This window comes from Streptomyces sp. JW3 (assembly GCF_052216785.1).
In the GTDB taxonomy this organism is placed as follows: Bacteria; Actinomycetota; Actinomycetes; order Streptomycetales; family Streptomycetaceae; genus Streptomyces.
Genome location: NZ_JBQOUX010000033.1, coordinates 57,837 through 69,049 on the forward strand (window position 1 = coordinate 57,837; position 11,213 = coordinate 69,049).

The following is an 11,213-nucleotide window of genomic DNA, read 5'->3' on the forward strand; positions in this document are numbered from 1 at the left end:
GCTACTCGAATCCCGGACCGGCTGAGCGGGAGGCTCAGTGGGTCTCGGGACGGAGGACCTTGGTCCGGAGGACCGACTCGTTCAGGTTCATCTGGCGGTCGAGCTCCTTGACGACCGCAGGCTCGGCCTGCAGGTCGATGACCGAGTAGATGCCCTCGGGCTTCTTCTTGATCTCGTACGAGAGACGACGACGGCCCCAGGTGTCGACCTTCTCGACCTTCCCGCCGCCGTCACGGACGACAGACAGGAAGTTCTCGATCAGCGGAGAGACAGCGCGCTCCTCGACCTCGGGGTCGAGGATGACCATCACCTCGTAGTGACGCATGTGGAACCCACCTCCTTTGGACTCAGCGGCCACGGTCGTTCCGTGGCAGGAGGGTTGTGATGCGTTCGCCTCGGTACCTGTCAGGAAAAAGACGCTGAGCAGACACCGGTGCAGACGGTACACAGTACCCGCACACCGGCTTCCGGTTGAAATCCGGCCGCAGAGGCAGACAATCTGTACACAAAGGGTGTGCAAGGCGCTACGATGCGCCGCTTCTCGCAGGAGGTGCCCATGGCACAGGTAATGCGAACCGACACCGCCGGAGGCCTCTTCGCCACGGACGGCAGGCCCCACCCGCTCCAGGACGCCCTCATGGCCGTGACCCTGGTGCTGGGCGTCCTGGCCTTCATCACCGGCTTCTTCCACCATCTGCATCTGCTCAGCTCCTGGGCGGGCCTGATCGGCCTCCTCACCGGCGCCTACGGCCAGTGGATCTCGGTCACCACCCGGGAACGCTTCGGTCTGATCGTGGGCATGGGCGCCGCGGGCGTCGGCCTCCTCCTGGGCATGGCGCACGGCGGCCTGTTCGGCGGGGTCATCGACTGACACCGGGAACACCCCGGGCGAACGGCGGGTGACGCTCCGGTCCCGGCCGGGCCGGAGCGAAGGTGCCGTGGGCCCAGTCGGGGCGTCCCGCGGGCGCAGTAGGCTTCGCGCGAGAGCCGGAGCCCCTGTACCCATGGGGACACACCAGCCCGAGGAGCGCCCCGAATGAGCCTGACCCTGAGGACCATCAGTCGCGAGCAGCATCTGGCGTACATCCAGAGCCTGCCGTCGGCGAGTCACATGCAGGTCCCGGCATGGGCAGACGTCAAGGCGGAGTGGCGTTCGGAGAACCTCGGCTGGTTCGACGATCGGACCGGCGAGCTGGTCGGCGCGGGCCTGGTCCTCTACCGCCAGCTGCCCAAGATCAAGCGCTATCTCGCGTACTTGCCCGAGGGCCCGGTCATCAACTGGTTCGCGCCGAATCTGCAGGAGTGGATGGAGCCGATGCTGGCGCACCTCAAGCGCCAGGGCGCCTTTTCGGTCAAGATGGGCCCGCCCGTGATCATCCGCCGCTGGGAGGCGGCGTCCATCAAGAAGGGCATCCAGGACCCGGACGTCAAGCGCCTGCGGGACATCGAGGCCGACTTCATCGAACCGCGCGCCTTCGAGGTGGCCGACAAGCTGCGCAAGATGGGCTGGCAGCAGGGCGAGGACGGCGGCGCCGGCTTCGGTGACGTCCAGCCCCGCTACGTCTTCCAGGTGCCGCTGGCCAACCGGTCCCTGGAAGAGGTCCACAAGAACTTCAACCAGTTGTGGCGCCGCAACATCAAGAAGGCCGAGAAGGCCGGCGTCGAGGTGGTCCAGGGCGGCTACCACGACCTGGAGGAGTGGCAGCGGCTGTACGAGATCACCGCCGTGCGCGACCACTTCCGGCCCCGCCCGCTCTCCTACTTCCAGCGCATGTGGTCGGCCCTCAACAGCGAGGACCCCAACCGCATGCGGCTGTACTTCGCCCGCCACAACGGCGTGAACCTGTCGGCGGCGACGATGCTGGTCGTCGGCGGGCACGTCTGGTACTCCTACGGCGCCTCCGACAACATCGGGCGTGAGGTCCGGCCCTCGAACGCCATGCAGTGGACGATGCTGCGGGACGCCTACGCGCTCGGCGCCACCGTCTACGACCTGCGCGGCATCTCCGACTCCCTGGACGAGACGGACCACCTCTTCGGTCTGATCCAGTTCAAGGTCGGCACCGGCGGCGAGGCCGGCGAGTACCTCGGCGAGTGGGACTTCCCGCTCAACAAGCTGCTCCACAAGGCACTCGACCTCTACATGTCGCGTCGCTGACGCCCCGCTCTCCCGTCCCTCTCTGCCCCATCGCAGCCACGAGAAAGGTCCCAGGTCCGGCCATGGCGCTCACGCTCTACGTCGACACCGCGCGCTGGCGGGCGCATCACAAGCACGTGCAGGAGCAGTTCCCCGGACTGGTCCCGGTCTGCAAGGGCAACGGCTACGGCTTCGGGCACGAGCGGCTGGCGGAGGAGGCCACCCGGCTCGGTTCGGACGTGCTGGCCGTCGGTACGACGTACGAGGCCGCCCGGATCAAGGACTTCTTCGGCGGCGACCTGCTGGTGCTGACGCCGTACCGGCGCGGCGAGGAGCCCGTACCGCTGCCCGACCGGGTCATCCGCTCGGTGTCCTCGATCGACGGGGTCTACGGCCTGGTCGGCGCCCGCGTGGTGATCGAGGTGATGTCCTCGATGAAGCGGCACGGCATCAGCGAGCAGGAACTGCCGCAGCTGCACGCCGCCATCGAGAATGTCCGACTGGAGGGCTTCGCCATCCACCTGCCGCTGGACCGCACCGACGGCTCGGACGCCGTCGAGGAGGTCATCGGCTGGATGGACCGGCTGCGCGCGGCCAGGCTGCCGCTGCACACCATGTTCGTCAGCCACCTCAAGGCCGAGGAACTGGCCCGGCTGCAGCAGCAGTTCCCGCAGACCCGCTTCCGCGCCCGGATCGGCACCCGGCTGTGGCTGGGGGACCACGACGCCACCGAGTACCGCGGGGCCGTCCTGGACGTCACCCGGGTCGTCAAGGGCGAGCGCTTCGGCTACCGGCAGCAGAAGGCGGCCTCCGACGGCTTCCTGGTGGTCGTGGCCGGCGGCACGTCGCACGGCGTGGGACTGGAGGCGCCGAAGGCCCTGCACGGTGTGATGCCGCGCGCCAAGGGCGTCGCCCGGGCGGGTCTGGCCACGGTCAACCGGAACCTGTCGCCGTTCGTGTGGGGCGACAAGCAGCGCTGGTTCGCCGAGCCGCCGCACATGCAGGTCTCGATCCTGTTCGTGCCCTCGGACGCGCCGGAGCCGAAGGTCGGGGACGAGCTGGTGGCCCATCTGCGGCACACCACGACGCAGTTCGACCGGATCCTGGACCGCTGAGGACCGGCCCGGCAGTGAAAAGGCCGTACCCGGATCGCCGGGTACGGCCTTCTGCGTTCGGGGACGGGCCAGCGACCCGACTGTTCGCTCAGAGCGAACCGTCGTCCCGTCGCTCGGTGCCCCACTCCACGTGCGGGCCCTCGTGGTCCTCCGCGTCCCGCGAAGGACGCGCCGCGCGGGCGAGGGCGAAGACGTCGGGGGCACCGTCGAGCACCCCGCCGGAGGGATCGTCGTCGCCGGCCCTGCGCACCGGGTCGCGGTCCGGCATGAGGATGTCGCGGACGACCATCACGCAGAGGTAGAGGGTGCCCAGCAGATGCAGTCCGATCGCCCAGTGGTAGCCGTCGGTCGGCAGCCCCTTGTGGGCGTCTCCGCTGGTCGTGTACGCGAGGTACAGCCAGATGCCCAGGAAGTAGGCCACCTCGCACGCCTGCCAGATCAGGAAGTCCCGCCACTTCGGCCGGGCGAGCACGGCCAGCGGCACCAGCCACAGGACGTACTGCGGTGAGTAGACCTTGTTGGTGAGGATGAAGGCCGCGATGATCAGGAAGGCGAGCTGGGCGAGACGCGGCCGGCGCGGCGCGGTCAGCGCGAGTGCCGCGATGCCGCCGCAGCACAGCACCATCAGCAGCATGGCCAGGGTGTTGACCGTCTCGGTGCTGAGCGGGTCGTCCGAGTTCTGCGCCAGGACCAGCCAGAAGGACCCGAAGTCGACGCCCCGTTCCTGGCTGAACGTGTAGAACTTCGACCAGCCGTCGAAGGCGAAGAGCATCACCGGCAGGTTCACCACGAGCCAGGCACCCGCGGCGCCGGCGAGAGCGGTGCCGTACTCCCGCCACTTGCCCGCCCGCCAGCACAGCACGAGCAGCGGTCCGAGGATCAGGAACGGGTAGAGCTTGGCGGCCGTGGCCAGCCCCAGCAGGATGCCGAAGGCGAGGGAGCGGCCCCGGGACCACATCAGCATCGCCGCGGCCGTCAGAGCGACGGCCAGCAGGTCCCAGTTGATGGTCGCGGTGAGCGCGAAGGCGGGCGCCAGGGCGATCAGCAGGCCGTCCCAGGGACGGCGCGCGTGGGTGCGGGTCACGCAGACCGCGATGACCACGGCGCAGATCATTAGCATGCCGGCGTTGACCAGCCAGTACCACTGCTGCTGGTCCTGGAGGCTGTCGCTGCCCGGCGTGAGCCAGGAGGCCACCTCCATGAACACACCGGTCAGCACCGGGTACTCCAGGTACTGCATGTCACCGGGGAGCTTGTCGAAGTACGGGACGAGGCCGTCCGCGAACCCGCGTCCGGTGAAGAGGTGCGGGATGTCCGAGTAGCAGGCGTGGGTGTACTGCGAGCTGGCGCCGAAGAACCAGCCGCCGTTGTAGCAGGGCGCCTTCTGGACCAGGCCGAGGGCGAACATGCCGATCGCCACGAGCGCGATCACCCGCGCCGGGGTCCACCAGGACGTGCCGAGCAGGGCGCGGCGGCCGAGGGGACCGCCGATCAGCTCACTGCCGGCCGCCGCGACCTGATCCTCCTGAGTCGGCCGCACGGGGTCCGACGGGGCGCTCGCTTGCGTCGATTCTGCACGGGGCATGGGGCACATCCTGCCGTACGTACCTCGGAGAACGCCGAGGGCCGCCGCACCAGCTCGGTGCGGCGGCCCTGTTTCACGTGAAACATACGGGTGTTTCACGTGAAACACCCATGTCTGACGATCCGGCGGCTATCCGTCGATCATCCGAAGATGCCGCCGTTCTGATTGCCTCGTGAGTTACCGGTCTCCTCCGACTCCGTCGCGGATGACGTGGGGGACTCGCTGGTGTCACCGTCTCCCTCGTCGCCTGTCTCGGTACCGCCGTCCGACCCTTCCTCACAGCCCCAGTCCCAGGCTCCACAGGTCTCACTGGTGGTCGGCGACGGCGAGGTCTCCTCCTGGGTCTCCGACTGCGTGGGAGATGCCGACGGGCTCTCCGACTCCTCCTCCTCGGTCTCCGTGACCGAGGGGGACGCGGACGGCGAAGGCTCGTCATTGACGACCTCACCGATCTCCTCCGGCTTGGGGAACTTCACCACCGGCTCGCCCTTCAGGGCGTCCTCCATGTAGTCCTTGAAGATCTCGGACGGGAACGAGGCGCCGTGGATCTCTTTCTCGCCACCCGTCCCGTACATCTCCAGGAACGTACGGTTTTTGACGGTCTCGTCGTCCGGGTAACGGAACATGCTGATCGCGGTCGAGAGCTGCGGGGTGTAACCAACGAACCAGGCCGACTTGTTGCCATCGGTCGTACCGGTCTTGCCCGCCACCTCGCGGCCCTCTAGCTGGGCGTTGGTACCCGTGCCCTTCTCCACGACGGTCTTCAGGACGTCCGTGACGTTGTCCGCGACCTTGGCGGTGAACGCCTGCTTGGTCTCGACCTTGTGCGTGAAGATCGTGCCGTCCTTGTCCGTCACCTTGGTCACGGAGAAGGGGTCGCGCTGCTTGCCGCTGGTCGCGAAGGTGGCGTAGGAGCCGGCCATCCGGATCGCGCTCGGGTCGGAGATACCGATGGAGAACGAGGGGAACGTGGTACCGGCCAGGCTGTCCTCCAGCAGGCCGGCCTTGAGCGCGGAGTCCTTCACCTTGTCCAGGCCGACGTCCATGCCGAGCTGGACGAAGGCGGAGTTGATCGACTCCCGCATCGCCTCGCGCAGGTCGATCATGAAGTCTGGTGCCTCACCTGCGGAGGCGTTGGCGTTGCCGTCGTTGGTCTGGAGCCACTCCTCGCCCTTCTCGTTCTGCCAGACGCTCCCGTCGTAATTCTTGACCTTCCACTCGTTCTTGCCGCTGTAGAGGCTCTTCGGCGAGACCACGGTGCGTTCGTCCTCCGACTGGACCTCGCCGAGGTCCGGGTCCCGCACGCCGTAGGTCATGGCGGACGCGAGCACGAACGGCTTGAACGTCGAACCGACCTGCGCACCGGTCACATCGGCGTTGTTGGTGAAGTGCGTGGTCGCGTCCGCACCGCCGTAGATGGCCTCGATGGCACCGGTCTCGGGATTCACCGAGGCGCCGCCGAACTGGACGTCGGTGTCCGTCTCGGGGCGCTTCTTCGGGTCGATGTTCTCCTTGTAGACCTTGGTGACCGCCTTCTCGAGCTCCGTGACCTTCTTCTTGTCGAAGGTCGTGTAGATCGAGTACCCGCCCTGCTCGAGCTGGTTGGTGGTGACCACGTCGTTCTTGACCAAGGACGCCTTGGCCAGGTCGACCAGGTAGCCGATCTGACCGCTGAGCTGGGTGTTCGACCGCGGGTTCTGCCACTTGGGCAGCTTGGTGTACTTCGCGCGCTCGGTCGCGTCGAGGTGCCCGTACTCGACCATCTTGTCGAGGGTGTCCTGCATCTGAAGCAGGGCCCGCTTCTGGTTGGCCTCCGGCGTGGCCGACGAGTCGATGGAGGTCGAGCCGGCCGGGTCGTAGTAGGTCGCGCCCTTCAGCATCGCCGAGAGGAAGGCGCACTCCCCGGGATTCAGCTTCTCGGAGTCCTTGTCGAAGTACGCCCGGGACGCCGCCTGGATGCCCCAGGCGCCGCGGCCGTAGTAGGCGGAGTTGAGATAGCCCGCGAGAATGTCGTCCTTGTCGAGCTGGCTGCCCACCTTGATCGAGACGAAGATCTCCTTCACCTTGCGGGAGATCGTCTGCGACTGGTCGTCCAGCATGGCGTTCTTGACGTACTGCTGGGTGATGGTGGAGCCGCCCTGGGTGTCACCGCCCCGGGCCATGTTGAAGACGGCGCGCGCGATGCCCTTGGGGTCGATGCCGCTGTCGTCGTAGAAGGTCTTGTTCTCTTGCGAGATCACGGCGTTCTGCATCGCCTTGGGGATCCGCGAGAGGTCGACGATCTGCCGGTTGCGCTCACCACCGGTGGACACCATCTGGGTGCCGTCGGCCCAGTAGTAGACGTTGTTCTGCGCGGTGGCGGTCTTGGCCTCGTCCGGGATGCCCACCATGGCGTAGGCGATGCCCGCCGCGGCGACCATGGCGCCGAAGAACCCGACGCACAGGCCGGAGAACAACTTCCAGGACGGCACCCAGCGGCGCCATCCGTACTTGTCGAAGCGCGGATAGTCGATGATCCGCTTCTTGCCGGGTGCCGGCGACCGGCCGCGCCCGGGTGGTCCCGCGCGCCGGCCCGCGCGGCCGGGTTCGGCCGCTCTGCGACGGCCGCCACCGCTGCGCTGCGCCGTACGACGGGCCTCGGCACGGCCCGCAAAATCACGTTCCTCACCTCCCTCCGCATAGGAGCCGGACGGAGACTCTGTGGCGCCCCGCGGTGCCGCGCGGCGGCCGGAGGACGAACCGGACTGGCCGCGTCGGGCCGCGGCACGTCCGCCTCCCTGCGGCTGCGGCGGTTTGCGACGGTGCTCGCTCATCGAACGACTACTCCTCGGGCAGGCGCACCATTGCGCGCCTGGCAACGGCGGCTGGTTTCCGGTCCCCCCGAAGTACGGATGCGGCCCCTGCCGTATTCACCCGTACTGCTCCGGGGACAGGGACGCCCCCGGGCATCACTCGGTTCCCGGTGGTCTGCATGGCGCACAGACTACGCACCGGCAAAACCCCTGAGCTCCGAAGTTCACCTCAAATCAGGCAACTTGCTTCCCATGAATCAGCGATGTGATCCCGTTCACGGGTTTCCCTCTTGTCGCGCGGGGGCGGCCGTTCTATCGTCTGGATGTATCGAGTCGATACATCAGCTCGGCATAAGGACCCAGGCGACGAAGAGGAGGCGACGATGAGCCGACGTTCCGGCATCCTCGAGTTCGCCGTCCTCGGGCTGCTCCGCGAGTCCCCGATGCACGGCTATGAGCTGCGCAAACGGCTCAACACATCGCTGGGTGTGTTCCGGGCGTTCAGCTACGGAACGCTGTACCCCTGCCTCAAGACGCTGGTCACCAACGGCTGGTTGATAGAGGAACCGGGGAACACCCCCGAGGCCACCGCCCCTCTGGCAGGACGCCGAGCCAAGATCGTCTACCGGTTGACGGCCGAAGGTAAGGAGCACTTCGAGCAGCTCCTGTCGCAGACCGGTCCCGACGCGTACGAGGACGAGACTTTCGCCGCCCGCTTCGCCTTCTTCGGACAGACGTCGCGTGACGTACGCATGCGCGTACTGGAAGGGCGTCGCAGCCGGCTGGAGGAGCGCCTGGAGAAGATGCGCGCTTCGCTGGCGCGCACCCGGGAGCGTCTGGACGACTACACGCTGGAGCTCCAGCGCCACGGCATGGAGTCCGTGGAGCGCGAGGTGCGCTGGCTGAACGAGCTCATCGAGAGTGAGCGGGTGGGACGGGACCTGCGCGGTTCCGGCCCCGAGGGGCCCGCTCAACAGGACACCACACATGGAACGCCGGGCGGCCTGCCCCGGTCCGGGGGACAGCCCCGGCCGGATACGCCCGACGACACCGCCACGTGAGCGCCCGGTCAGGGCCTCACTCGTACACACAGGGAGCAACCGGAATGGGTTCGGTTCGCGTAGCCATCGTCGGTGTGGGCAACTGCGCCGCATCGCTGGTGCAGGGCGTCGAGTACTACAAGGACGCCGACCCGGCGGCCAAGGTGCCGGGCCTGATGCACGTCCAGTTCGGCGAGTACCACGTCAGTGACATCGAGTTCGTCGCCGCCTTCGACGTGGACGCCAAGAAGGTCGGCCTGGACCTCGCGGACGCCATCGGCGCCTCCGAGAACAACACCATCAAGATCTGCGACGTGCCGAACAGCGGTGTGCAGGTCCAGCGCGGCCACACCCTCGATGGTCTCGGCAAGTACTACCGCCAGACCATCGAGGAGTCCGCCGAGGAGCCGGTCGACATCGTCCAGATCCTCAAGGACAAGCAGGTCGACGTCCTGGTCTGCTACCTGCCGGTGGGCTCCGAGGCCGCGGCGAAGTACTACGCCCAGTGCGCCATCGACGCCAAGGTCGCCTTCGTCAACGCTCTCCCGGTCTTCATCGCCGGCACCAAGGAGTGGGCGGACAAGTTCACCGAGGCGGGCGTGCCGATCGTCGGCGACGACATCAAGTCGCAGGTCGGCGCCACCATCACGCACCGCGTCATGGCGAAGCTGTTCGAGGACCGGGGCGTCGTCCTGGACCGCACGATGCAGCTGAACGTCGGCGGCAACATGGACTTCAAGAACATGCTCGAGCGCGAGCGCCTGGAGTCCAAGAAGATCTCCAAGACGCAGGCCGTCACCTCCCAGATCCCCGACCGGGACCTGGGCGCGGACAACGTCCACATCGGACCGTCCGACTACGTGGCCTGGCTGGACGACCGCAAGTGGGCCTACGTCCGCCTCGAGGGCCGTGCCTTCGGCGACGTCCCGCTGAACCTGGAGTACAAGCTCGAGGTCTGGGACTCCCCGAACTCGGCCGGCGTGATCATCGACGCGCTGCGCGCCGCGAAGATCGCCAAGGACCGCGGCATCGGCGGCCCGATCCTGTCGGCGTCGAGCTACTTCATGAAGTCCCCGCCGGTCCAGTACTTCGACGACGAGGCCCGGCAGAACGTCGAGAAGTTCATCGCGGGCGAGGTCGAGCGCTGAGCCGCTCCCGACCGCGAACGGAGGAGGGTCCCCGAGGCAGTGCGCCCGGGGACCCTCCCCGTATGTGAGGCTGTGCCCCATGGCCGTCGTCCGTGACCTCCGCGTCCTGCTGCGTCTGAAGGGGTTCCGGCGCCTGCTCGCCGTCCGCCTGCTCTCCCAGGGCGCCGACGGCGTCTACCAGGTCGGGCTCGCCACCTACGTCGTCTTCGCGCCGGAGAAACAGACCTCCCCCGCCGCGGTCGCCTCCGCGATGGCGGTACTGCTGCTTCCGTATTCCCTGGTCGGTCCCTTCGCCGGCGTCCTGCTGGACCGCTGGCGCCGCCGCCAGGTCTTCCTCTTCGGCAATCTGCTGCGCGCCCTGATGGCCTCGGTGACCGCCCTCCTGATGATCGCCTCGGTCCCGGACTGGCTCTTCTACGTCTCGGCCCTGTGCGTCACCGCTGTCAACCGCTTCGTGCTGGCCGGGCTGTCCGCCGCGCTGCCCCGGGTGGTCGACGCCGAGCGCCTGGTGATCGCCAACTCGCTCTCCCCGACCGCCGGCACCCTGGCGGCGACGGCCGGCGGCGGTCTCGCCTTCGTCGTCCGCATCGTGGTCGCCGACACCGACGCCGCAGTGGTGGTGCTGGGAGCCGTCCTGTATCTGTGCGGCGCGCTGGCCTCGCTGCGGATGGCGGCCGACCTGCTGGGACCCGACCGGGCGCTGATACGGCCCCGGCTGGCCACCGCTCTCGCCAGCACCGCACGCGACCTGATGGCGGGAGTACGGCACCTCGCCGCACCGGCCCGCCGGGAGGCGGCCTGGTCGCTGGCCGCCATGACGCTGATGCGGTTCTGCTACGGCGCCCTGCTGGTGATGCTGCTGATGCTGTGCCGGTACGCGCTGACCTCCGGTACGGACGAGGGGCTCGCCCTGCTGGGACTGGCGCTGGGCGTCTCCGGCGCCGGCTTCTTCGCGGCGGCGGTCCTCACGCCCTGGACGGCGGGCCGGCTCGGCCCCGGCCGCTGGATGGCTCTGTGCGCCGCGGCCGCCGCGGTCCTGGTGCCCGCGCTCGGCCTCCCGTTCGCCACCGCACCGCTGATCGCCGCGGCGTTCGTGCTGGGGCTCATCACCCAGGGCTCGAAAATCGCGACCGACACCATCGTGCAGTCCTCGGTCGACGACGCCTTCCGGGGCCGCATCTTCTCCGTCTACGACGTGCTGTTCAACGTCGCCTTCGTAGGCGCCGCCGGGGTCGCCGCCCTCATGCTGCCACCGGACGGCCGCTCGGTACCGCTCGTGATGACGGTGGCCCTGGTCTATGCGGTGGTCGCGGCGGCCATGCTCCGGCGCACCCGCCCGTAATGACGGGAGGGGCGGTGTTTCACGTGAAACACCGCCCCTCCAGCAGCGTGAAAC

General features: G+C 68.2%; 9 protein-coding genes. 6 read left to right on the forward strand and 3 right to left on the reverse strand.

Features of this window, described 5'->3' with window-relative positions; genetic code table 11:
• Window positions 1–34: 34 nt before the first annotated feature.
• Window positions 35–325, reverse strand: a complete 291-nt coding sequence (gene rpsF, locus ACTT8P_RS15985) for a 30S ribosomal protein S6 (RefSeq protein ID WP_442832300.1) — start codon at window positions 323–325, stop codon at window positions 35–37.
• Between the two features lie 231 nt (window positions 326–556).
• On the opposite strand from rpsF, the gene ACTT8P_RS15990 reads away from it, so the two are divergent.
• From ACTT8P_RS15990 to ACTT8P_RS16000, 3 genes are all read left to right on the forward strand, one after another.
• Complete coding sequence (locus tag ACTT8P_RS15990; protein WP_442832301.1) at window positions 557–871, forward strand: hypothetical protein; 315 nt, start codon at window positions 557–559, stop codon at window positions 869–871.
• 165 nt (window positions 872–1,036) lie between these two features.
• Entirely contained in the window at window positions 1,037–2,158 is a 1,122-nt protein-coding gene (gene femX / locus ACTT8P_RS15995; RefSeq protein WP_361158853.1) for a peptidoglycan bridge formation glycyltransferase FemX, read from the forward strand.
• Window positions 2,159–2,220: 62 nt separating this feature from the next.
• The gene (locus ACTT8P_RS16000) at window positions 2,221–3,252 is read left to right on the forward strand and encodes an alanine racemase (protein WP_361158850.1); all 1,032 of its coding nucleotides are present in this window, start codon (window positions 2,221–2,223) and stop codon (window positions 3,250–3,252) included.
• Between the two features lie 88 nt (window positions 3,253–3,340).
• Here ACTT8P_RS16000 and ACTT8P_RS16005 read toward each other — a convergent pair whose 3' ends face one another.
• Window positions 3,341–4,846: a glycosyltransferase family 87 protein gene (locus ACTT8P_RS16005; RefSeq protein WP_442832302.1), complete on the reverse strand. Its 1,506-nt coding sequence runs from the start codon at window positions 4,844–4,846 to the stop codon at window positions 3,341–3,343.
• 131 nt (window positions 4,847–4,977) lie between these two features.
• Window positions 4,978–7,650 (reverse strand): transglycosylase domain-containing protein, encoded by a 2,673-nt coding sequence (locus ACTT8P_RS16010; RefSeq protein WP_442832303.1) that lies wholly within the window; start codon window positions 7,648–7,650, stop codon window positions 4,978–4,980.
• A gap of 362 nt (window positions 7,651–8,012) precedes the next feature.
• Between ACTT8P_RS16010 and ACTT8P_RS16015 the strand changes: the two genes are divergently transcribed.
• The 3 genes from ACTT8P_RS16015 (at window position 8,013) to ACTT8P_RS16025 (ending at window position 11,159) form a co-directional block, all read left to right on the forward strand.
• The gene (locus tag ACTT8P_RS16015; protein WP_442832304.1) at window positions 8,013–8,690 is read left to right on the forward strand and encodes a helix-turn-helix transcriptional regulator; all 678 of its coding nucleotides are present in this window, start codon (window positions 8,013–8,015) and stop codon (window positions 8,688–8,690) included.
• A 44-nt stretch (window positions 8,691–8,734) separates the two neighbouring features.
• Entirely contained in the window at window positions 8,735–9,817 is a 1,083-nt protein-coding gene (locus tag ACTT8P_RS16020; protein WP_442832305.1) for an inositol-3-phosphate synthase, read from the forward strand.
• Window positions 9,818–9,896: 79 nt separating this feature from the next.
• Window positions 9,897–11,159 carry an MFS transporter gene (locus tag ACTT8P_RS16025; protein ID WP_442832306.1) on the forward strand — a complete coding sequence of 421 codons (1,263 nt, stop codon included), beginning with the start codon at window positions 9,897–9,899 and terminating at the stop codon, window positions 11,157–11,159.
• Window positions 11,160–11,213: the final 54 nt, after the last annotated feature.

Excerpts from the sequence above, each read along its gene's own strand:
- ACTT8P_RS16005 (WP_442832302.1), bottom strand. The coding sequence starts at position 4,846 with ATGTGCCCCATGCCCCGTGCAGAATCGACGCAAGCGAGCGCCCCGTCG.
- ACTT8P_RS16000 (WP_361158850.1), top strand. The coding sequence starts at position 2,221 with ATGGCGCTCACGCTCTACGTCGACACCGCGCGCTGGCGGGCGCATCAC.
- ACTT8P_RS16015 (WP_442832304.1), top strand. The coding sequence starts at position 8,013 with ATGAGCCGACGTTCCGGCATCCTCGAGTTCGCCGTCCTCGGGCTGCTC.
- ACTT8P_RS15990 (WP_442832301.1), top strand. The coding sequence starts at position 557 with ATGGCACAGGTAATGCGAACCGACACCGCCGGAGGCCTCTTCGCCACG.
- ACTT8P_RS16025 (WP_442832306.1), top strand. The coding sequence starts at position 9,897 with ATGGCCGTCGTCCGTGACCTCCGCGTCCTGCTGCGTCTGAAGGGGTTC.
- ACTT8P_RS16010 (WP_442832303.1), bottom strand. The coding sequence starts at position 7,650 with ATGAGCGAGCACCGTCGCAAACCGCCGCAGCCGCAGGGAGGCGGACGT.
- rpsF (WP_442832300.1), bottom strand. The coding sequence starts at position 325 with ATGCGTCACTACGAGGTGATGGTCATCCTCGACCCCGAGGTCGAGGAG.
- femX (WP_361158853.1), top strand. The coding sequence starts at position 1,037 with ATGAGCCTGACCCTGAGGACCATCAGTCGCGAGCAGCATCTGGCGTAC.
- ACTT8P_RS16020 (WP_442832305.1), top strand. The coding sequence starts at position 8,735 with ATGGGTTCGGTTCGCGTAGCCATCGTCGGTGTGGGCAACTGCGCCGCA.